Origin of the sequence: Pseudomonas sp. (genome assembly GCF_049300855.1) — a bacterium.
Classification (GTDB): Bacteria; Pseudomonadota; Gammaproteobacteria; order Pseudomonadales; family Pseudomonadaceae; genus Aquipseudomonas.
In genome coordinates this window covers 50,841-72,057 of record NZ_JBAQKH010000002.1, presented here as the reverse complement: position 1 = coordinate 72,057, position 21,217 = coordinate 50,841, and the positions used below count along the sequence as shown (strand labels likewise).

The window sequence follows — 21,217 nt, the reverse complement described above, 5'->3', positions numbered from 1 at the left end:
TGACAATGAACAATCCATCTGATCTTAAAACCATCGGCTTCACCCCTTTCCTCTACAACTCGGATCAAGCGTTCTTCAACGTCCGCGCCGGCATCCCGATCATCGATGCCTTGTCGCAATCCTCCGACCTGCTATCCCTCGCCAAATCCTTCGCAGAAGACGCCGCCTTCATCAGAGACACCGACCGCCATGCCTGGGCTGCGCATTATCTGACGGTGATGGGCAAAGCCTTGATTGATGATGTGATCCAAGCGCTGATCCCACGACCTGCGCGGACGAAGAGCGAATCCGAAGAAGAATTGCCTGAAAGCCACTAACACCACAGAACCCTTGTGGGAGCGAGCTTGCTCGCGAATGCGGTGGATCAGCCACCACATGTCTCGACTGACACTCAGCCTTCGCGAGCAAGCTCGCTCCCACAGGGGGATTTGCAGTGGATTGGAAGTTTATGTGCGGGCACAAAAAAGCCCCCGACAGCCTTGAAGCTGACGGGGGCTTTTCAGTTGAAGCGAGGCTTACATTTCCACCTGCGTCCCCAACTCAATCACCCGGTTCAGCGGCAGATTAAAGAAGCGCAAATTGCCGTTGGCATTCTTCAACATGAACGCAAACAGCGCCTCCCGCCAACGCGCCATGCCTTCCAGTTTCGAGGCAATCACCGTTTCGCGGCTGAGGAAGTACGTAGTGCGCATCGGGCTAAAATCCAGATCATCCAGATGACACAGCTTCAAAGCCTGTGGCACGTCCGGCTCGTCGGTGAAGCCGAAGTGCAGGATCACCCGGAAGAAGCCCTCCCCGTGCGCTTCCACCTCGAAACGCCGCGATGGCGGCACGCGCGGGATGTCTTCGTAGACCACCGTCAGCAACACCACTTGCTCATGCAGCACCTGGTTGTGCAGCAGGTTGTGCAACAGCGCATGCGGCACGGCGTCGGAGCGTGCGGTGAGGAACACCGCAGTGCCCTGCACACGATGCGGCGGTTGCACGCGGATGCTGCTGATGAAGATCGGCAGCGGTAGCGCGCCTTCGTCGAGGCGTTCGACCAGCAGTTGCTTGCCGCGCTTCCAGGTGGTCATCAGCACGAACAGGGCAATACCGGCGATCACCGGGAATGCGCCGCCCTGCACAATCTTCGGCACGTTGGCGGCGAAGTACAGGCCGTCCACCAACAGGAAGCCGATCAGCACCGGCACGGCGAGGATCGGTGGCCATTTCCACAGCAGCAGCATCACCGCCGACACCAGAATGGTGGTCATCAGCATGGTGCCCGTCACCGCCACACCGTAGGCGGAGGCCAAGGCGCCAGAGGATTCGAAGCCAAGCACCAGCAGCACAACGCCAACCATCAGCGCCCAGTTCACCGCGCCGATGTAGATCTGGCCCTGCTCATCGCTGGAGGTATGCTGGATGTACATGCGCGGGATGTAGCCGAGCTGGATCGCCTGACGGGTCAGGGAGAACGCACCGGAAATCACCGCTTGCGAGGCAATCACCGTGGCCAGCGTCGACAGGCCGACCAGTGGAATCAGCGCCCAGCTCGGTGCCAGCAGATAGAACGGGTTACGCGCCGCTTCCGGGTTTTCCAGCAACAAAGCGCCCTGCCCGAAGTAATTGAGCACCAGCGCCGGCAACACGAGGATGAACCACGCGCGGGCAATCGGCTTGCGGCCGAAGTGGCCCATGTCGGCGTACAGCGCTTCGGCACCGGTCAGTGCCAGCACCACCGCGCCGAGAATCGCCACGCCCATGCCTGGGTGCACGGTGAAGAAACGCACCGCCCACGCCGGATTCAGCGCATGCAGCACTTCCGGCGTATGGCTGATGCCATACACACCGAGGGCGCCGAGGACGAGGAACCAGGTGACCATGATCGGCCCGAACAGGATGCCGATCCGCGCCGTACCGTGACGCTGGATTAGAAACAGTCCGACCAACACCACCAGCGACAGCGGCACCACCCAATGGTCGATGCCATCAAACGCCAGTCCCAGACCTTCAATGGCCGACAACACGGAAATCGCCGGGGTGATCATGCTGTCGCCATAAAACAGCGCAGCACCGATCAGCCCACACACCACCAGCAACGAGCGCAGCTTCTTGCGATGCCCCGCCGCTCGCCGTGCCAATGCGGTAAGCGCCATGATGCCGCCCTCGCCCTGGTTGTCGGCACGCAGCACGAACATCATGTATTTGATCGAAACGACCCAGATCAGCGACCAGAAGATCAACGACAGAATACCCAGCACGCCGTCGTGGTTGACCGGTACGCCGTAAGCGCCGGAAAACACTTCTTTGAGGGTGTACAACGGGCTCGTGCCGATGTCGCCGTAAACCACCCCGACCGCCGCGACCAGCATACTCAGCGGCTTGGTGGCCGAACCCTCGGCGCCTGCCGCATGACTACTTGCCTGACCCATCCAACACTCCTACTTCTCAGAACCGGCTTCTTTGAATGAAGCACTATGCTTTGTGGTGCAGCATGCGCTGTTTTACCTGTTGTTACAGACGTTTTGTTGACTGTAAAAAATTGGTAAAGCTCAACGGCGCGAAGCATAGCGCAGCACTCGTCGTATTTCCCTGCATAAAGCTGGTCAAGTGCGTTGCCCGCCGCTAGAATTGCGCACTTTTTGATCAGAGGCGCGCCCTAAGCGCCCATCCGTCGGCTTTCGCACCCAGAAAGCGATGTCACAAAATACCGAGGTTAGACATGTCCACCACTCCTGCGCCGGCCAATCCAAAGGTTGGCTTTGTATCTCTGGGTTGCCCGAAAGCACTGGTCGACTCCGAGCGCATCCTGACCCAGCTGCGCATGGAAGGCTATGACGTGGTGTCCACCTATCAGGATGCCGACGTTGTAGTCGTCAACACCTGCGGTTTCATCGATTCGGCCAAGGCTGAGTCGCTGGAAGTGATCGGCGAAGCGATCAAGGAAAACGGCAAGGTCATCGTTACCGGTTGCATGGGCGTGGAAGAAGGCAACATCCGCAACGTGCACCCGAGCGTGCTGGCCGTGACCGGTCCGCAGCAGTACGAGCAAGTGGTCAACGCCGTGCACGAAGTCGTGCCGCCGCGTAAAGATCACAACCCGCTGATCGACCTGGTGCCGCCGCAAGGCATCAAGCTGACCCCGCGCCACTACGCCTACCTGAAGATTTCCGAAGGCTGCAACCACAGCTGCAGCTTCTGCATCATCCCGTCGATGCGCGGCAAACTGGTCAGCCGTCCGGTCGGTGATGTGCTCGACGAAGCTCAGCGTCTGGTCAAATCCGGCGTTAAAGAGTTGCTGGTCATTTCGCAAGACACCAGCGCCTACGGCGTTGATGTCAAATACCGCACCGGTTTCTGGAACGGCGCGCCGGTGAAAACCCGCATGACCGAACTCTGTGAAGCGCTGAGTACCCTCGGCGTCTGGGTGCGTCTGCACTACGTTTACCCGTACCCGCACGTCGACGAGCTGATCCCGCTGATGGCCGCCGGCAAGATCCTGCCGTACCTGGACATCCCGTTCCAGCACGCCAGCCCGAAAGTGTTGAAGTCGATGAAACGTCCGGCGTTCGAAGACAAGACCCTGGCACGCATCAAGAACTGGCGCGAAATCTGCCCGGACCTGATCATCCGTTCGACCTTTATCGTCGGCTTCCCGGGCGAAACCGAAGAAGACTTCCAGTACCTGTTGAACTGGCTGACCGAAGCCCAGCTCGACCGCGTCGGCTGCTTCCAGTACTCGCCGGTTGAAGGCGCACCGGCCAATGATCTGGATCTGGAGATTGTTCCGGACGACGTCAAGCAAGACCGTTGGGATCGCTTCATGGCGCACCAGCAAGCGATCAGCTCGGCGCGTCTGCAAATGCGTATTGGCCGTGAGATCGAAGTGCTGGTAGACGAAGTCGACGAGCAAGGCGCGGTCGGCCGCTGCTTCTTCGATGCCCCGGAAATCGATGGCAACGTGTTTATCGACAATGGCAGCAATTTGAAGCCGGGCGATAAGGTCTGGTGCAAGGTGACTGACGCTGACGAATACGATTTGTGGGCTGAGCAGATCTGATCTGAACGTCAAAAGCCCCTCACCCTAGCCCTCTCCCAGAGGGAGAGGGGACTGATTGAGGCGTTCTTTCGAGGTACATCGACCTGCGCGATCCGGTCGAACTCAGGTTTGAACAGCACGAAGATCAGCTCCCTTCCCCCTCGCCCCCTCTGGGGGAGAGGGTTGGGGTGAGGGGGAGAGTTCTTGCTGGCGACAGAGATAGCCAGCCAGACACCGCAACAAATACAAAAAGCCCCGCTCTTTTTACAAGATGCGGGGCTTTTTTACGGCTATCGTTTAGCGGGGGACGGACTCCCTTGAAACGGACAAGAGGCAGACGGGCATGCGTCACCATTCGGTCATCCACACGCCGAAACTCAGCGATTATCAGGAACTGACCCGGGTCTGGGAGGCCTCGGTCCGTGCGACCCATGATTTTCTGCCGGACAGCTACATCGAGCTGCTGCGTAATCTGGTGCTGACCCGCTATCTCGATGCAGTGATGCTGATCTGCACCAAGAACGCCGACCAGCGTATCACCGGGTTTGCCGGTGTCGCGGCGGGCAAGATTGAAATGCTGTTCATCGATCCCGAATATCGTGGCCAGGGCTTGGGCAAGAAACTGCTCACCTACGCGATGCAGCACTTGAATGCCGATGAACTCGACGTCAACGAGCAGAACCCCCAAGCCTTGGGCTTTTACTTCAAGCAGGGTTTCGAGGTGATCGGCCGCTCGGAGGTCGATGGCATGGGCCAGCCGTATCCGTTGCTGCATATGCGCCTGCGCCAAAATCAGCAACGCTCAGGCAACGGCTGATACACCATGGAACCCCTGTGGGAGCTGGCTTGCCAGCGATGCAGAAGCCTTGGTCTGACAGATGCACCGAGGTGATGCCATCGCTGGCAAGCCAGCTCCCACAGGTAAAGCGTACACCGTGTAAATGGAACCGGGCTTAACCGGCGCCACACAGGTACAATGCCCACCCCTTTTTTGTTACGGCCCTGTCATGACTGACCCGATTCGCCTCTCCAAACGCCTCATCGAACTGGTCGGTTGCTCCCGCCGGGAGGCCGAGCTGTTCATCGAGGGCGGCTGGGTCACCGTGGACGGCGAAGTGATTGACGAGCCGCAATTCAAGGTCGGCGACCAGAAGGTCGAGCTCGACAAGGACGCCAAGGCCACCGCGCCGGAACCGGTGACCATTCTGCTCAACGCGCCGGCGGGCATGGACGTCGAGACCGCCATGCAATCGCTCAGCGCCGAAACCCTCAGCGAAGAACACCGCTTCAGCAAGCGCCCGTTGCGCGGGCACTTCCTGCGCCTGACCGCCAGCGCTGACCTGCAAGCCAAGGCCAGCGGCCTGCTGGTGTTCACCCAGGATTGGAAGATCCTGCGCAAGCTCACCGCCGACGCCGCGAAGATCGAGCAGGAGTACGTGGTCGAAGTCGAGGGTGACATGGTCGCCCACGGCCTCAATCGCTTGCAGCACGGCCTCACGCACAAGGGCAAAGAGCTGCCGCCGGTCAAGGCCAGCTGGCAGAACGAAAACCGCCTGCGCTTCGCCATGAAAAACCCGCAGCCGGGGATCATCGCCCAGTTCTGCGAAGCGGTCGGCCTGAAGGTCATCGGCATCCGCCGCATCCGCATCGGCGGCGTCTCGATCGGCAAAGTCCCGGTCGGCCAATGGCGCTACCTGTCCGGCAAAGAGAAGTTTTAAGGCTTCCGCTGCCGCCACACATTCCGGCAGTGCGCCCTGCGCGCTGCCCACAACGCTTATCAGGATTACTCACATGATTCATAACGACGTATTGCGCAGCGTGCGCTACATGCTCGACATCAGCGACAAGAAGGTTGTCGAGATCATCAAGCTCGGCGGCATGGAAGTAGCACTCGCCGACGTAGTGACCTGGCTCGACAAGAAAGAAGAAGACGAAGAAGGTTTCGTGCGCTGCCCGGACGAAGTCATCGCGCACTTCCTCGACGGTCTGGTGATCTTCAAGCGTGGCAAGGACGAAAGCCGTCCGCCGCAGCCAATCGAAGTGCCGGTGACCAACAACATCATCCTGAAAAAGCTGCGCGTGGCCTTCGAACTGAAAGAAGACGACATGCACGCGATTCTCAAAGCTGCCGAGTTCCCGGTGTCCAAGCCTGAGCTGAGCGCGCTGTTCCGCAAGGTCGGCCACACCAACTATCGCCCGTGCGGCGACCAGTTGCTGCGCAATTTCCTCAAGGGTCTGACCCTGCGCGTTCGCCCGGCCTGATGCCCTTCTGCGGTGGCGACTGATGGTCGCCGCCGCAGCGCATGACCATTCATTCCCTGCGAAAATAGTGGCTCCGCTTTGTGCGGCTGACGACTAGGGTGTACTGATCCCTAATCCTCAGGACTCGCCATGCACCCGTATTTCTCCCTGCAAGGCCGCACCGCTCTGGTGACCGGCGGCACCCGTGGTATCGGCAAAATGATCGCCAAGGCCTTTGTCGAGGCTGGCGCGCGTGTTTACGTTTGCTCGCGCGACGCCGAAGCCTGTCATCAAACCGCCGAAGAACTCAGTGCCTTGGGCAAATGTCATGGCATCGCCGCAAACCTGGCGACGGAAGAAGGCGTACAGGAACTGGCCGCGCGCCTGGGCGAGCAGATCACGCATCTGGATATTCTGGTGAACAACGCCGGCACCACGTGGGGCGCGCCGCTGGAGAGTTATCCGGTCAAGGGCTGGGAAAAGGTCATGCAGCTCAACGTGACTTCGGTGTTCACCTGCATCCAGCAGTTTTTGCCACTGTTGCGCAAGGCTGGCTCGGCGGCGAATCCGGCGCGGATCATAAACATTGGCTCGGTGGCGGGGATTTCTTCATTTGGTGAGCAGGCGTATGCCTATGGGCCGAGCAAGGCTGCCCTGCATCAGTTGTCGCGGATTCTCGCGCGAGAACTGGTGAGCCAGCACATCAACGTCAATGTGATCGCGCCGGGGCGCTTTCCGAGCAAGATGACGCAGCATATTGGTAATGATCAGAAGGCACTGGCTGAGGATACGGCGTTGATTCCGATGAAGCGTTGGGGGCGCGAAGAGGAGATGGCGGCGTTGGCGATCAGTCTGGCGAGTACGGCTGGGGCTTATATGACCGGGAATATCATTCCGCTGGATGGTGGTTTCAGTCTCTGAGATCGGCGGCGCGGCTATCGCTGGCAAGCCAGCTCCCACAGGTTTTTGTGGTGTACCTGGATTATGTAGCCACTCGAGAACCCTGTGGGAGCTGGCTTGCCAGCGATGGCGTCAGCCCGGCCACCAGCAGACTTGAAGCTCGCCGGGTTATCATGCCCACCCCTGCCCCGCTTCGAATGCAAACCATGACTTACAGCGTTTCCCCCATCGGCTTCGTGCGCTCCTGCTTCAAGGAGAAATTTGCCATCCCCCGCCAGCCCCAACTGGCCCCCGCCGCCCGTGGCGTGCTGGAGCTGGTGGCGCCGTTCGATCAGGGTGACGCCGTGCAGGGCCTGGAACAGGTCAGTCATGTCTGGCTGCTGTTTCTGTTTCATCAGGCACTGGAAGACAAACCTCGCTTGAAAGTCCGCCCACCACGCTTGGGCGGCAACAAGTCCATGGGCGTATTCGCCACCCGCGCCACTCACCGGCCCAACGGCATTGGCCAATCGGTGGTGAAACTGGACAAGGTCGAAGCCAATCGCCTGTTCATTTCCGGGATCGACTTGCTCGACGGCACGCCGGTTCTCGACATCAAGCCCTACGTGCCTTACGCCGACATCATCCCCGACGCCGCCAACAGCATCGCCAGTGCGGCGCCGCAGCTGATTGACGTGCAGTGGACGGACTCGGCGCTGAAACAGGCGCACACACACGCTCAGCGCCTTGGCGAACCCTTGGTTGAGCTGATTGAACAGTGTCTGGCTCAGGATCCACGTCCGGCCTATCAAACCCCGGTGCCTGAGCGCGAGTACGGCGCGCAGTTCTGGGATCTGGACGTGCGCTGGCATTACCCGACCCCCGAGCAAATCCGCGTACTCGAAGTCATCCCCGCCGAGGCGTAAACCCCGGAAACGAAAAAGCCCGCGCTGCCTTCACAGGCAACGCGGGCTGATCGTTCCCACGCTCCGCGTGGGAATGCATCCAGTGACGCTCCGCGTCACCGGCCAAAGGCTTACTTCTCGACGAACGCACGCTCAATCAGGTAATCACCCGGCTCGCGCATCCGCGCCGAGATCTTCAGGCCGAAGCTGTCGAGCACTTCGCTGGTCTCGTCGAGCATGCTCGGGCTGCCGCAGATCATTGCGCGGTCGTCCTGCGGGTTGATCGGTGGCAGACCGATGTCGCTGAACAGCTTGCCGCTGCGCATCAAATCGGTCAGACGGCCCTGATTCTCGAAAGGCTCGCGGGTCACGGTCGGGTAGTAGATCAGCTTGTCACGCAGCGCTTCGCCGAAGAACTCGTTCTGCGGCAGGTGCTCGGTGATGAACTCGCGGTAGGCGACTTCGTTGACGTAGCGTACGCCGTGAACCAGGATCACTTTTTCAAAGCGCTCGTAGGTTTCCGGGTCCTGAATGACGCTCATGAACGGCGCCAGGCCAGTGCCGGTGCTCAGCAGGTACAAGTGCTTGCCCGGGTTCAGGTCGTCGAGCACCAGGGTGCCGGTAGGCTTTTTCGAGATGATGATCTCGTCGCCTTCCTTCAAGTGCTGCAGCTGCGAGGTCAGCGGGCCGTCCTGCACCTTGATGCTGAAGAACTCCAGATGCTCTTCCCAGTTCGGGCTGGCGATCGAGTAAGCGCGCATAAGCGGGCGGCCGTTGGGCTGTTGCAGGCCGATCATCACGAACTGACCGTTCTCGAAGCGCAGGCCCGGATCGCGGGTGCACTTGAAGCTGAACAGAGTGTCGTTCCAGTGATGAACACTGAGGACACGCTCGTGGTTCATGTTGCTCATGTACGTTTGACTCCTGGAGATTGGGTCAGCGCTGGCTTTTGAAGGCGACGGTGCGCAATTGCATCGCATTCTAATAGCGACGACAATATCTGTTAACTGGATTATTAAGATAAGGGTTATCGGTTATATCGATATGCGATTTACTCTCCGTCAACTGCAAGTCTTCGTCGCCGTCGCCCAGCAGGAAAGCGTATCCCGTGCTGCGGGTCTGCTCAACCTCTCGCAGTCGGCCGCCAGCACCTCGATCACCGAACTCGAGCGCCAATCCAGCTGCCAGCTGTTCGATCGCGCCGGTAAACGGCTGAGCCTCAACGCCCTCGGCAAACAACTGTTGCCGCAAGCGGTGGCCCTGCTCGATCAGGCCAAGGAGATCGAAGACCTGCTCAACGGCAAATCCGGTTTCGGCTCGCTGTCGGTGGGCGCCACGCTGACCATCGGCAATTATCTGGCGACGCTGCTGATCGGCAGTTTCATGCAGCGCCACCCCGAGAGTCAGGTGAAGCTGCACGTGCAGAACACCGCCAATATCGTGCAACAAGTCGCCCACTACGAAATTGATCTGGGTCTAATCGAAGGCGATTGCAGCCACCCGGACATCGAAGTGCAGAGCTGGGTCGAAGATGAGTTGGTGGTGTTCTGCGCGCCGCAGCATCCGCTGGCCAAACGCGGCAGCGCGACCATGGAAGAACTGACTCGCGAGGCATGGATTCTGCGCGAACAGGGTTCGGGTACGCGGCTGACCTTCGATCAGGCCATGCGTCACCATCGCAGCTCGCTGAATATCCGTCTGGAACTCGAACACACCGAAGCGATCAAGCGCGCGGTGGAATCGGGGCTTGGGATTGGCTGCATCTCACGCTTGGCGCTGCGTGACGCGTTCCGCCGTGGCAGTCTGGTGCCGGTGGAGACGCCGGACCTGGATCTGGCGCGGCAGTTCTACTTCATCTGGCACAAACAGAAGTACCAGACTTCCGCCATGCGCGAGTTTCTCGAGCTGTGCCGCGCTTTCACAGCCGGGGTGCAGCGCAGCGACGAGATCGTCTTGCCGACAATCGCTTAGAGCAGAATCACTGCCCACACCAGCGCGATCATGCTCAGTGCGACGAATTGTGCGGCGCTGCCCATGTCCTTGGCGTTCTTCGACAGCGGGTGCAGTTCCAGCGAGATGCGATCAATGGCCGCTTCCACCGCCGAATTCAGCAACTCGACGATCAGCGCCAACAGGCACACAGCAATCAACAGCGCCTGTTCGACACGGCTGACATTGAGGAAGAACGTCAGCGGAATCAGCACCACGTTCAGCAGTACCAGTTGGCGGAACGCCGCTTCACCAGTGAAGGCTGCGCGCAGGCCGTCCAGCGAATAACCCGAGGCGTTGAGAATACGTTTCAGGCCGGTCTGGCCCTTGAAAGGTGACATAAAGTAGAAACCAACCAAAAAGGAGTGGGAAAGCTAGAGCAACAAAAGTCAAAAAAGCGTGAAGACGCCAGCCTTTATTGGCTCGGAATTGACTCAAGTTGTTGCAGCAGTAAAGCCGCTTGCGTGCGAGTGCGCACATTCAGCTTGCGAAAAATCGCCGTGACGTGGGCTTTGATCGTCGCTTCCGAGACACTCAGTTCATAGGCAATCTGCTTGTTCAGCAGGCCTTCGCAGACCATGGTCAACACACGGAACTGCTGCGGCGTCAGGCTGGCGAGGCCGTCGCTGGCGGCTTTGGCTTCGTCGGAAACGGCAACTGCTTCGAACGCCTGCGGTGGCCAGAACACATCACCGTCGAGCACTTTGCGCACAGCTTGCTGAATCACGCTGAGGTCGCTGGACTTGGGAATAAAACCACTGGCGCCAAACTCACGGGATTTGACCATCACCGAAGCTTCTTCCTGCGCCGAAACCATCACCACCGGAATCTGCGGGTATTGCCCGCGCAGCAGCACCAACCCGGAAAAACCGTAGGCGCCGGGCATGTTCAGGTCCAGCAGGACCAGATCCCAGTCAGCCTTTTCAGTCAGGCGCGCTTCCAGCTCGGCGATGCTCGCCACTTCCACCAGCCGCACATCCGGGCCAAGGCCCAGCGTCACCGCTTGATGCAGGGCGCTACGAAACAGGGGGTGATCATCGGCAATCAGGATGTCGTATGTGGCCATTTTTCAAATGATCCTGTTTTTGATGGCAGACGCGGTGCATTCCGGTCTGGCCAAAGCAACTCAAGATGCCGCTTGAAAGCGGTATCCACAGGGGCACGTTCAACGCCAATCAACAGCAAACACGGCGTTTCAAACCTTGGCCGCACCCTAATCGGCGCCAAGCATGCCCAGCGAAGACAGGGTGGTCAAGCAGCACGGCCGCCGCTGTGTACAGTATGGGCCACTATTGGGCCAACTCCGGCTGCGGCTTTCGTATATAAGGCAGCAACTCGGCATGAGCGGGGGTGGCTTCATTCATGTCCACCTGTTGTTTGGCGCCGAGATAATGCTGGCTGAACACGTCGAAATAGGCGTCGAGCGCTGAGGCGGCGTCGCTGTCACCGGCCAGTTCCAGGCACAGTGCCGCGACTTCGGCGGTGCACAAGTGCTCGCTGCGGGTCGAGCGGCGCAAGCGATAACGCGAGAGTTTGTCGGGCAGCAGGCTCAAGATCGGCAAGCGATCGAAATACGGGCTCTTGCGGAAAATCTTCCGTGCTTCGGTCCAGGTTGCATCCAGCAGAATGAACAGCGGGCGCTTGCTGCTATCGGCAGCGACCGTGTTGGTCACCCGCGATGGCTCGACGTATTCGCCGGGAAACACCAGGTACGGCTGCCATTGCGGGTCATTGAGCAGTGCGAGCATCTGCGGATCGGGCTCGGTGCGTGACCAGATAAACGCATGGTTATCGCGCACTACATCGGCAATCAGCCATCCGGTGTTGCTCGGTTTGAAAACTTCCTTACCGGTCATGATCAGGCACACGCCCGAACGGGTGTCGACACTCGGACGCCAGGCGCACAGGCAATGGCTGATGATCACCCGACAATCGCGGCAGCGCTCGGAGCGAAAGCCACGGGCCTGAATCGGCTTGATGCCCTCATCTTCGCGTTGATCACGCAGACGGGCAACGGCGTTGGGGGCATGCTTCATCGCGGGCAACGCCGGCAGACAGGGAAACTCGACACGAACAACACTCGGCAGGGCAATAAAGGCCGGCAGTTTACCAGAGCAACGGGCACAAGCCTGTACCCTCCCGACCGGCTCCCCTATAATTCGCCGCCACTGAACGCACAGTCACGTGGCTGGTCGAACCACCAGTCACTGAACCAGGAGAGTTTCATGCTGCGCCTTATCGTTCCCACCGCTGCCATTCTGCTGGCGTCGTCCTTCACCGCTCAGGCTGCCTCCCTGAGTGAGCAGAATCTGAACCGCGAGCTGCGCAACGTCGCCGCCCAAAGCAGCGTCGGCACGCCACGCGCCATCAATGAAGACATTCTTGATCAGGGCTACACCGTTGAAGGCACTCAGTTGATCAACCACCTGAGCGTACAAAAGAGCCACGCCGACAAAATGCGCGCTGACCCCAAAGCCGTGTATTTCCAGTTGGGCGCCTCGGTGTGCAACAACCCGTCGTTCCGCAAGCTGATGGCCAAGGGCGCGATCATGCGTTACGACTTCACTGAAGTAAAAACCAACAAAGCGATCGGCTCCGCCAGCTACCAGGAATCGGATTGCCCGAAAGCCGGCCCGGCGAAGAAGAAGTAATCATCGCGAATTGGCGCGCCGCTGTTCATCCTCGGCGCGCAGTTCGGCCAGCAAGGCCTGTAAATAGTGCGAACGGCGCTCGCCGCCCGCCAACCGCCGGCAGCACTCCTCTTCGAGACTGAGATGATTGGTCTCGGCTGATGCCTTCAACATTCGATACAGCTGCGTATCGATCTCCAGAATCACTCTGGCCATGTGTCCTGCCTCCTTGCCACCCGCTAATCCTTGAATAGCGTGCACCTTGCGTACGCTCATGACGCAAAGTTGTCGTACGGCGCCTGTAACTCAGTTAATCAGAGCGTTTGCCGCCCGGCGCACGTTCAGACGAGCGGTGACGATATCGCGCAACTGTCAGTAAACGGTTGCCAGCCAGGACTTTGCGGCGCAATGATCAAGTCAGCGCGAATGAGCGCAAGGGTCTGGATTCAGAGTATTCCCGATCATTTTTCAGCGGCAGGCAAGGAACTGCCGATCGTGTGTTTTTTGCAGCGCGGCACTGACGCCGCTCGTCAGGGCCATCCGCTCTGTGCAGAAGGAGACGTTGAATGCCTTACCAACCGAATGACCTCTTGAGCCGTCATTTTCAGGAAAGCGGTCCCGACCTCATCAGCCAGGTCGAAGCACAACTCAACCGTGTGTCCCCCAACAGCCCGAATATCCCCATCTACCGCGACATGATTCTGACCGTGCTGCGCATGGCCCAGGAAGACCATAACCGCTGGAACGCCAAGATCACCCTGCAAGCCCTGCGCGAACTGGAGCAGGCGTTCCGGGTGCTGGAACAATTCAAGGGCCGTCGCAAAGTCACGGTATTCGGCTCTGCGCGCACACCGGTTGAACATCCGTTGTATGCCATGGCCCGAGAGCTCGGCGCGGCACTGACACGGTCGGACATGATGGTCATCACCGGTGCAGGAGGCGGCATCATGGCCGCCGCGCATGAAGGTGCCGGCCGCGATCACAGCCTCGGCTTCAACATCACCCTGCCCTTCGAACAGCATGCCAACCCGACCGTCGACGGCACCGGCAATCTGCTGCCGTTCCACTTCTTCTTCACTCGAAAACTGTTCTTCGTCAAAGAAGCTGACGCACTGGTTTTATGCCCCGGCGGGTTCGGCACGCTGGATGAAGCACTGGAAGTGCTGACGCTGATCCAGACCGGCAAAAGCCCGCTGGTGCCGGTGGTACTGCTGGATGCGCCGGGCGGCACATTCTGGCAGGGCGCGATGGATTTCATCCGCCAACAACTGGAAGAAAATCACTACATCCTGCCGACTGACATGAAATTGATGCGACTGGTTTACACCGTTGAGGAAGCGGTGGAACAGATCAACCAGTTCTACAGCAACTTCCACTCCAGCCGCTGGCTCAAGCGGCAATTCGTGATTCGCATGCATCACAAGCTCAGCGATCAGGCACTGGAACACCTGCAGGAAGCCTTCGCGGATCTGTGCCTGAGCGACCAGTTTCATCAACACGCCTACAGCGGTGAGGAACACGATGAAGCGCAGTTCAGTCATCTGGCGCGACTGGCCTTCGCCTTCAATGCACGCACTCACGGGCGCCTGAGGGAGTTGATCGATTACATCAACCTGCCGGAAAACTGGGCCGATTCAAGACCGCAATCAATTGAGCGCTCGCGCGAACCGTCAAAGGCAATTTGAAGGCAAAAAAAAACGGCCCGCTATTTTCATAACGGGCCGTTTTTATTGAATCGGGTTTAATCGTCCATGCCGCGACCGCTGAACAAGCGGTTGATCATCTCCATCGAAAACCCTCGATACGCCAGAAACCGGCCTTGTTTGGCCCGTTCTTTGGCATCAATCGGTAAATGTCCGGAGAACTTGCGCTGCCACGTTTCCTGCAGTTGCTCCTGCCAACGGATGCCGCTTTCGCGCAGGGCGAGTTCGATATCGGCGCGTTGCAAACCGCGCTGGCTCAACTCCTCGCGGATTCGCAGAGGACCGTAGCCGGAACGGGCCCGGTAGGAAACAAAGCTTTCAAGGTAACGGGTTTCGGAAAGCAGCCCTTCTTCCGTCAAACGGTCGAGGGCTGTTTCGATCATCTCCGCCTCGGCGCCGCGCTGACGTAGTTTGCGCGTCAGTTCGACTCGACCGTGCTCGCGGCGTGCGAGCAGGTCCATGGCGGTTCGCCGCACAGCGACGAGGGTATCGAGTACGGCGGTGGTCATCGCAGCGATCAGAGATCAGCGTCGGCCAGGTCGTCTTCAGTCTCTTTGACTGCAGAGGCCTTGGAGTCGATCACTGCCGGCGTCAGCAGCTTGTCACGCAGTTGCTTCTCGAGCTTCGCGGCGATTTCCGGGTTGTCTGCCAGGAACTTGGCCGAGTTGGCCTTGCCCTGACCGATCTTGGTGCCTTCGTAGGCATACCAGGCGCCGGACTTCTCGACGAAACCGTGCAGCACGCCCAGGTCGATCATCTCGCCATTGAGGTAGATGCCTTTGCCGTAAAGAATCTGGAACTCGGCCTGACGGAACGGCGAAGCGACCTTGTTCTTCACAACCTTGACGCGGGTTTCGCTACCCACCACTTCATCGCCTTCCTTCACCGCGCCGGTACGGCGGATGTCGAGACGAACCGAAGCGTAGAACTTCAGCGCGTTACCACCGGTGGTGGTTTCCGGGCTACCGAACATCACGCCGATCTTCATGCGGATCTGGTTGATGAAGATCACCAGGCAGTTGGCGTTCTTGATGTTACCGGTGATTTTACGCAGCGCCTGGGACATCAGACGGGCTTGCAGGCCCACGTGCATGTCACCCATTTCGCCTTCGATTTCAGCCTTCGGTACCAGTGCTGCCACGGAGTCGACGATGATCACGTCAACCGCGTTGGAGCGCACCAGCATGTCGGTGATTTCCAGGGCCTGCTCACCGGTGTCCGGCTGCGACACCAGCAGGTCGTCGACGTTGACGCCCAGCTTGCCGGCGTACTCAGGGTCGAGGGCGTGTTCGGCGTCGACGAATGCGCAGGTCGCGCCGGCTTTTTGCGCCTGAGCGATCACGGACAAGGTCAGTGTGGTTTTACCGGAAGATTCAGGACCGTAGATTTCAACGATACGGCCTTTTGGCAGGCCGCCAATGCCGAGCGCGATGTCCAGACCCAGAGAGCCAGTGGAGATAGCCGGGATCGCCTGACGGTCCTGATCGCCCATACGCATCACGGCACCCTTGCCGAATTGACGTTCGATCTGACCCAGGGCCGCAGCCAAGGCTTTCTTCTTGTTGTCGTCCATTAAAGTCCTCACGTAATCAATAAGGCCTGACGGCCAACACCTGTATAAGTAGCCAGTATTATTCCACAGCGTTCGCGGATCGCCTACCCCTGATTTTCGATTTCTCGTGCCGCTAGTCGCAGGAGCCCCTCTAGCGCGGCCTTCACCGTTTGTCGGCGGACTTCGTCGCGGTTGCCGGGGAAGTGCTGAACCTCGCTGGTGACCGTTTCGCCAACGCCCCACGCCAGCCACACCGTGCCGACCGGTTTGTTTGGCGAGCCACCGTCCGGCCCGGCCACGCCGCTGACCGCCACGGCAAATCGCGCCAGGCTTTTGTCCTGCGCGCCACGCACCATGGCTTCGACCACTTCGCGGCTGACCGCACCGACTGTTTCAAACAACTCGGTCGGCACATTCAATTGCTGGGTTTTCTGCCGGTTGGAGTACGTCACGTAACCCGCCTCGAACCATGCCGAACTGCCCGGAATCCGGGTGATCGCCTCGGCAATCCCGCCACCGGTACAGGATTCGGCGGTAGTGACGTGGGCATTGAGCAGTTGCAGACGTCGGCCCAGTTCGGCGGCCAATTGAGTGATCTCTTTCACGGCGTGCTCCGGATCGTGTGGAATGCCTCCACCGTACACGAGCCGGTTGCGCTTTCAATACACAGACTCATTCAAAATGTTCAGGCGCCAGCGCTCTGACATACGCCTGACACGCCTGCAAGGCGATCAATCCACGGTCGCCGGTGTCGGTGATGGCGATAATTCGTTGAGCATGCGCCGGGTCAAGTCGGGCGCGTACGGTTGCATGATCCACGCCGCCGGGGCTGGCGGTGGCTGGCAGGTTGCAGCCCTTGGCAACGTCGCCGGCGTCGAGAAGGACTGACAGGCGCACATCAGCAGTGGCAAGACGATCGCGCAGGCGATCCTGATCACGTTGGGCATCGCTCAGCGCTCGATAGTGGGTTTGTTCACTGGCGGTGAGCCGTTGCTCCAGCGCCAGGCGTTTATCCTGCTCGACCTGTTGCGCGCTGGCGGCGGCCAGAGTCAGTTGATTGAGGGTTTCGGCGTTTAACCGGGCCTGCTCGGCCAATTGCCGTTCGTAGCGCCACTCCTGAAACTGCCACGCCGCAGCGAAAGCACCAGCAGCCAGTAATACAATCGCGATCATTCGCCAGGGGATTGGCATAGCACCGCCCTCGCCCGTGCCCAGATTTCCAGGCGATCCTGCAAGCCGTTCAACCCGCCGTTGATGCGCCGGGTAATGGTGTTGAACTGATCGCGGTCGGCCAGTTCGTTCAAGCCGTTCTGTTCCCAGAACCATGCCGCAGACTCGGCGGCCCATTGCGGTTGTTCGAGCAGCTCGGGCAACGACAGCAGACGCTCATCGCCGAACAGACCGAGGCTGCACTGACGGTAATTCGAACGGCCGGTAATCTGGATCAACCCGCGCCCCCGATATTTTTGTCCGTCGCCATCGGCCTCCGGGGTGTTGCCCAAACGCAAGGCCAACGTGCCAGTGTCGTATTTGCTCAGGTATTGGTTGTTGCCCAGTTCACGCACATAGCGCAATTGACCCGACTCGTGCCCGACTTGTGCAAGGAACGCCGCGATACGTTTGGGCGAATCGATATGACGGCGAGCCATGGCGCTGTTGAGTGCCGAAACAAAAACGCCCGCTTGGGAGCGGGCGTTGGGCATGATGTCGATCAGGTCTTTTTCAGTAATTTGCATAATGCTTGATCCTCCCTGGATATTGCCTCGATTCAATCACGGTTGACGGACAACAGCCCCCAGCCATTTTTTTGCCAGAGTTGTCATCGGGCTGGCCGGGGCTGCGTTTTCGAGGGTTTCATTCAATGGCAGGACTTGGCCGCCAGATAACAGCCAGGCTTGATAGTCAAGCCAGTCGCGATTGGTTGGATCCTGCGGGATAAACGAAGAATCCTCCGTGCGCAGTACTCCGCAAGTGGTCAGTTGATAGGTCATGGGTTCACTCCTAGATCTCAGCGTCCGCTGTCCATTCAATCTGCAATCCGTTACCGGGCTGACTGTTTACAGGTGTCACGGTACCGATCGCGAAACTACGCTGTGTCACACTTTGCACAAGGGTGCCTGTGCACGGCACTCCCTGCGAATAATTCCAAACCTGATTACTTGCATTTCCAGGGCAATACAGGACAACAGTAGGCTGCACTCTCTTCTGAGTCTGCATGTCTACGACCATCCCGTATTGACCGGAATTTCCAGCCGCCGCCTGAGTAAACGAGACAATGCAGGTGCCCGTGCCGTTGTTTGCACGAATCGGTAAACGGTTGGCAAAAGACTTTTCGAAATAACGCTGACACAACGCCAATTCTTCGCCAAGAATACGGTATTCGAATGGCGTGGAAACCGGTCCCTCTTCCAATTGGACTTGAGTCAGATCCACGGTTTGCAAAACGTTGAGCGGCAAATCAAAAGCCAAGCGCAAATAATCATTGGCACCGAGCATTTTCCCCGCGATCGATGGCATCTGGAACGTTGCGCTGTACTTGCCCCATGCAGTGCTCAATGGAAAAACATCGACCACTTTGACGACGGCTTCCGAACCACCGTTGCCAAAGTACTGGCCGATCGTCACTTTCAATGAGCGCGTGGCATCGGAGCGTGCCCAAAAGGTCACGGTGGCGGTTCGTCCAGCCAGAGTCCTGACTGATTCAACGCTTTGGGAAATCTTGTGCTCGGTAGCGCCGACGCCCGCTGTGGTTTGCTGCCAGCGTAGAAAATAACCCGGCTCACCTGCCACTTCTGTCTGGCCCGGAGCAAAGTCCTGGCGAGAGATGGTCACGGCCGCATTGCCATTCCAGTCGCAGCGAAAACGATCGGCTACATAGCCACCGATATTCGGGCCTTGGTTGGTCGTGCCGCGCTGCCAGATATCGAACCCGCCATTGATCAGTACATTCCTGCGATACACCTGCACAGGAAACTGCTGTAGCGGATCAGGCCTGGACAATTGACGGATCGCCTGTGCCAGTTGATCGGTCTGCTTTTCATCAGGTTTCAGCCCCGCTGCGGTAATCGCGCTGAGAATCTCCTGAGTAACACTGTTGCCCCAACTCGCGGGGATCAACGATCCCGGTGTTCCCGCGAAGGCATCTTCATCGACAAACCTGCCGTCGACCAAGCCTGAGCCTGGGACGTTTTTTGGGTAATCCATGTATATCTATCCTTGATGGAAGGGCGAACCGCTCAGCCATGGGTCCGCAGCAGATCTTCAAGCCAGTCAGGTTCGACCGGGCGCGAGCGGGCATCCGGGAAGTCCGGCTGATTGGGCCAGTCGCGCAGTGCTTGTCGGTAAGCGAGGAGCTGTTTGAGCTCTTCGGCGCGCAGGGTCGTGCCGCCACCAACTTCAAGCTCTTCGGCGTCGCGAAACACCAGCCATTGGGTGTTTTGAAGCACTTGGTTGCGCCATGCGCGCCCATGACTGGCAAGCGCAACCGGGGAACTGAGCGGTTCGGTCAGTACAGGCTGGCCAGAGTGACTGGCGCTGATGACTTTGCCGGCAGCTTGTCCCGCAAACAGCTCGGCGTATTGCGCCTGGGTAATTTCCACCGCCCCGTCAGGCACTTCGGGAAGTGCGCTGTCGACTCGATCAAAGCCAAGGCTTTGTGCATAGAAATAAATCGTCATGATCAATACCCCCAAACCAGAACGCGACCCGAAATGCCCGGATCAGCCTTTACACTTGAAGCTAGGACGCTTCGGACCCGAGCGACCACTGTCGTTGTCGTGGAGCTCCCGCCGTCAAATGCCCAAACGGTAACGTTGGAGGCACTCCATCCGGCCGGGTTAGCTTCATTGGCAACACCGCCGAGGACTGCATTGGGAAATCTGATCGGCAACGACACCGTCATGTTGCCATTCGCATCGGAGCCCCCTGTTACCCATTGCACGATCAAACCGCTGGGAAACTTTTGATATCCCGATGTAGCGAACTGCGCGGCATAACTGACTGAATACTTCAGCGCAGCGGTGCCATACACCACCCACACTCCAGACTCTCTGACGAAGTTCGCACTCTCACCATTATTCAACACGATCGACGCCAGATAGGCCCCTTGCGGACTGATCTGCGTGCCGGTTTTACTGGCCACGGTAACGGGTGCGCTGTTGCGGCAATGCAGGCTGATCGTGGCGCCGTTCGGCACCGCAGCGGCATCCGGAAGCGTCACGGTATAAGCCGCGTTACCGCCCAGACCGATCGAGCAGCCGACATCGGCCTGAGTCAATTGGGTGGCGGCGGATATACTGCGAGCACTGGCATAACTGCCCAGCGCCCGCTGCACAAACTCGGACGTTGCTGCCGAGCGTCCACCATCAAACTGCGGCGCCGTCGTGAACAATGTCGGGCTGCGCAATGCCGCCAACAACTGATTGTTCGACGACTCATTCGGCGTCAGACCAGCCGCCTGAACAACGTTAAGAATCTCTTGCGTGACGCTGTTGCCCCATGTCGCCGGGATCAGCGAGCCGGGTTTACCGGCGATCGGGTCTTCGTCGACAAACTGGCCATTGACCAGGCCGACACTGGGCACACTCTTGGGGTAGTCCAAGGTTTATCTCCTTAATCTGAAAATACATTGGGCGCAGGCCTCAGCCGCTTGAAGCGGCTAGCCACACCGAGGCCGAAGACCGGGAAACGGTCAAAGGAACAAACGTTTCCTTGTGCGGATATCAATCGGTCACGACAGCGCCGGGAATTGCCGGCCAAGTGACGGCCTCGGGATAGCCGCCCTGCTTTTCAATGCGGTTCAGCTCTACGCTGTAGAGCTTCCATTCCATCAGCAAAAGCTGTTCGTCATGGCTGGCATCGCCGATGTCTTCGGCGTATTGCAGAGGTGCGATGCGCAGCACGGCATCGCGTAGCAGTGCGTCGCGCTTAGCGAGAACGATGCGTTTGCAATCCGCCAGTTGCGCAACTTCATCGACCCGCCAGGCGTTATCCACCCAGACGTGAAAGCCACCCGGCCAAGGGAACCGGGTGAAGCCTTCCGGCAACTCGCCCAGTGCGGTCCAGGTTTCCCGGATGCCCGTGTCAGTTCGATAAACATCGCCGCGGCAATCGATCTGCTGTTGCAGCGAGCCGTTGTCATAGGCCCAGGCAAACCCCTCGGGCGCCGGCGACAGTTCGATGCTTAGCGTCACCGCATTGCTGGGCAACTGCAGACCGATTCCCGGCACGAGCGGGAACTCGACAGGGCCGACCAGGGCACCGCTGTCATCTATCAGATAATTGAACATGGGCAC

At 59.1% G+C, this 21,217-nt stretch carries 26 protein-coding genes; 10 read left to right on the top strand and 16 right to left on the bottom strand.

The window, feature by feature from the left end:
- Window positions 1-5 precede the first annotated feature (5 nt).
- A complete protein-coding gene (locus WA225_RS00535; protein WP_422606464.1) occupies window positions 6-317 on the top strand; it encodes a DUF3077 domain-containing protein in 312 nt (103 codons plus the stop codon).
- Between the two features lie 198 nt (window positions 318-515).
- Here WA225_RS00535 and WA225_RS00530 read toward each other — a convergent pair whose 3' ends face one another.
- Entirely contained in the window at window positions 516-2,357 is a 1,842-nt protein-coding gene (locus WA225_RS00530) for a potassium transporter Kup (protein ID WP_422606495.1), read from the bottom strand.
- A 350-nt stretch (window positions 2,358-2,707) separates the two neighbouring features.
- On the opposite strand from WA225_RS00530, the gene rimO reads away from it, so the two are divergent.
- The 6 genes from rimO to tsaA all read left to right on the top strand — a co-directional run bounded on the left by rimO (window position 2,708) and on the right by tsaA (window position 8,070).
- Window positions 2,708-4,045, top strand: coding sequence for a 30S ribosomal protein S12 methylthiotransferase RimO (gene rimO, locus WA225_RS00525; RefSeq protein WP_034154944.1), 1,338 nt, complete (start codon window positions 2,708-2,710; stop codon window positions 4,043-4,045).
- A 322-nt stretch (window positions 4,046-4,367) separates the two neighbouring features.
- Window positions 4,368-4,841, top strand: coding sequence for a GNAT family N-acetyltransferase (locus WA225_RS00520; RefSeq protein ID WP_422606463.1), 474 nt, complete (start codon window positions 4,368-4,370; stop codon window positions 4,839-4,841).
- Between the two features lie 190 nt (window positions 4,842-5,031).
- Complete coding sequence (locus tag WA225_RS00515; protein ID WP_042704893.1) at window positions 5,032-5,742, top strand: rRNA pseudouridine synthase; 711 nt, start codon at window positions 5,032-5,034, stop codon at window positions 5,740-5,742.
- 73 nt (window positions 5,743-5,815) lie between these two features.
- Complete coding sequence (locus WA225_RS00510; RefSeq protein WP_007908719.1) at window positions 5,816-6,286, top strand: DUF1456 family protein; 471 nt, start codon at window positions 5,816-5,818, stop codon at window positions 6,284-6,286.
- A 129-nt stretch (window positions 6,287-6,415) separates the two neighbouring features.
- On the top strand, window positions 6,416-7,186 hold the full coding sequence (locus WA225_RS00505; protein WP_422606462.1) for an SDR family oxidoreductase: 771 nt from the start codon (window positions 6,416-6,418) through the stop codon (window positions 7,184-7,186).
- 185 nt (window positions 7,187-7,371) lie between these two features.
- On the top strand, window positions 7,372-8,070 hold the full coding sequence (gene tsaA / locus WA225_RS00500; RefSeq protein ID WP_422606461.1) for a tRNA (N6-threonylcarbamoyladenosine(37)-N6)-methyltransferase TrmO: 699 nt from the start codon (window positions 7,372-7,374) through the stop codon (window positions 8,068-8,070).
- A 110-nt stretch (window positions 8,071-8,180) separates the two neighbouring features.
- On the opposite strand, the gene fpr is transcribed toward tsaA, so the two are convergent.
- The gene (gene fpr, locus WA225_RS00495; RefSeq protein ID WP_007908723.1) at window positions 8,181-8,960 is read right to left on the bottom strand and encodes a ferredoxin-NADP reductase; all 780 of its coding nucleotides are present in this window, start codon (window positions 8,958-8,960) and stop codon (window positions 8,181-8,183) included.
- A gap of 133 nt (window positions 8,961-9,093) precedes the next feature.
- Between fpr and WA225_RS00490 the strand changes: the two genes are divergently transcribed.
- The gene (locus WA225_RS00490) at window positions 9,094-10,020 is read left to right on the top strand and encodes a LysR family transcriptional regulator (RefSeq protein ID WP_422606460.1); all 927 of its coding nucleotides are present in this window, start codon (window positions 9,094-9,096) and stop codon (window positions 10,018-10,020) included.
- Here WA225_RS00490 and WA225_RS00485 read toward each other — a convergent pair.
- The 3 genes from WA225_RS00485 to WA225_RS00475 form a co-directional block, all read right to left on the bottom strand.
- Window positions 10,017-10,379: a diacylglycerol kinase gene (locus WA225_RS00485; RefSeq protein ID WP_003222276.1), complete on the bottom strand. Its 363-nt coding sequence runs from the start codon at window positions 10,377-10,379 to the stop codon at window positions 10,017-10,019. The two genes, WA225_RS00490 and WA225_RS00485, sit on opposite strands and share 4 nt — an antisense overlap.
- A 74-nt stretch (window positions 10,380-10,453) precedes the next feature.
- On the bottom strand, window positions 10,454-11,104 hold the full coding sequence (gene erdR, locus WA225_RS00480; protein WP_422606459.1) for a response regulator transcription factor ErdR: 651 nt from the start codon (window positions 11,102-11,104) through the stop codon (window positions 10,454-10,456).
- 223 nt (window positions 11,105-11,327) lie between these two features.
- Window positions 11,328-12,074: a tRNA-uridine aminocarboxypropyltransferase gene (locus WA225_RS00475; RefSeq protein WP_422606458.1), complete on the bottom strand. Its 747-nt coding sequence runs from the start codon at window positions 12,072-12,074 to the stop codon at window positions 11,328-11,330.
- Window positions 12,075-12,263: 189 nt separating this feature from the next.
- Here WA225_RS00475 and WA225_RS00470 point away from each other — a divergent pair, with 189 nt between their 5' ends.
- The gene (locus WA225_RS00470) at window positions 12,264-12,689 is read left to right on the top strand and encodes a PA3611 family quorum-sensing-regulated virulence factor (RefSeq protein ID WP_034154935.1); all 426 of its coding nucleotides are present in this window, start codon (window positions 12,264-12,266) and stop codon (window positions 12,687-12,689) included.
- Here the strand turns inward: WA225_RS00470 and WA225_RS00465 are convergent, their stop codons facing one another.
- A complete protein-coding gene (locus WA225_RS00465; RefSeq protein WP_034154934.1) occupies window positions 12,690-12,884 on the bottom strand; it encodes a hypothetical protein in 195 nt (64 codons plus the stop codon). It abuts the gene before it with no gap.
- Between the two features lie 350 nt (window positions 12,885-13,234).
- On the opposite strand from WA225_RS00465, the gene WA225_RS00460 reads away from it, so the two are divergent.
- Window positions 13,235-14,353 (top strand): TIGR00730 family Rossman fold protein, encoded by a 1,119-nt coding sequence (locus tag WA225_RS00460; protein WP_422606457.1) that lies wholly within the window; start codon window positions 13,235-13,237, stop codon window positions 14,351-14,353.
- 56 nt (window positions 14,354-14,409) lie between these two features.
- Here the strand turns inward: WA225_RS00460 and recX are convergent, their stop codons facing one another.
- From recX to WA225_RS00410, 10 genes are all read right to left on the bottom strand, one after another.
- The gene (recX, locus tag WA225_RS00455) at window positions 14,410-14,880 is read right to left on the bottom strand and encodes a recombination regulator RecX (protein ID WP_422606456.1); all 471 of its coding nucleotides are present in this window, start codon (window positions 14,878-14,880) and stop codon (window positions 14,410-14,412) included.
- An 8-nt stretch (window positions 14,881-14,888) separates the two neighbouring features.
- Complete coding sequence (gene recA / locus WA225_RS00450) at window positions 14,889-15,944, bottom strand: recombinase RecA (protein WP_122591453.1); 1,056 nt, start codon at window positions 15,942-15,944, stop codon at window positions 14,889-14,891.
- A gap of 83 nt (window positions 15,945-16,027) precedes the next feature.
- Window positions 16,028-16,528 (bottom strand): CinA family protein, encoded by a 501-nt coding sequence (locus WA225_RS00445; protein ID WP_422606455.1) that lies wholly within the window; start codon window positions 16,526-16,528, stop codon window positions 16,028-16,030.
- 67 nt (window positions 16,529-16,595) lie between these two features.
- On the bottom strand, window positions 16,596-17,114 hold the full coding sequence (locus WA225_RS00440) for a lysis system i-spanin subunit Rz (RefSeq protein WP_422606454.1): 519 nt from the start codon (window positions 17,112-17,114) through the stop codon (window positions 16,596-16,598).
- Window positions 17,093-17,659 carry a glycoside hydrolase family 19 protein gene (locus WA225_RS00435; RefSeq protein WP_422606453.1) on the bottom strand — a complete coding sequence of 189 codons (567 nt, stop codon included), beginning with the start codon at window positions 17,657-17,659 and terminating at the stop codon, window positions 17,093-17,095. The genes WA225_RS00440 and WA225_RS00435 overlap by 22 nt, the downstream gene beginning before the upstream one ends.
- A 36-nt stretch (window positions 17,660-17,695) precedes the next feature.
- Window positions 17,696-17,914 carry a hypothetical protein gene (locus WA225_RS00430; protein WP_422606452.1) on the bottom strand — a complete coding sequence of 73 codons (219 nt, stop codon included), beginning with the start codon at window positions 17,912-17,914 and terminating at the stop codon, window positions 17,696-17,698.
- A 10-nt stretch (window positions 17,915-17,924) separates the two neighbouring features.
- A complete protein-coding gene (locus WA225_RS00425) occupies window positions 17,925-19,127 on the bottom strand; it encodes a carbohydrate-binding protein CenC (RefSeq protein WP_422606451.1) in 1,203 nt (400 codons plus the stop codon).
- Between the two features lie 32 nt (window positions 19,128-19,159).
- The gene (locus tag WA225_RS00420) at window positions 19,160-19,600 is read right to left on the bottom strand and encodes a phage tail assembly chaperone (protein WP_422606450.1); all 441 of its coding nucleotides are present in this window, start codon (window positions 19,598-19,600) and stop codon (window positions 19,160-19,162) included.
- A gap of 2 nt (window positions 19,601-19,602) precedes the next feature.
- Complete coding sequence (locus tag WA225_RS00415) at window positions 19,603-20,523, bottom strand: gp53-like domain-containing protein (protein WP_422606449.1); 921 nt, start codon at window positions 20,521-20,523, stop codon at window positions 19,603-19,605.
- 121 nt (window positions 20,524-20,644) lie between these two features.
- Window positions 20,645-21,211, bottom strand: a complete 567-nt coding sequence (locus WA225_RS00410) for a tail fiber assembly protein (RefSeq protein ID WP_422606448.1) — start codon at window positions 21,209-21,211, stop codon at window positions 20,645-20,647.
- Between the last annotated feature and the right edge of the window lie 6 nt (window positions 21,212-21,217).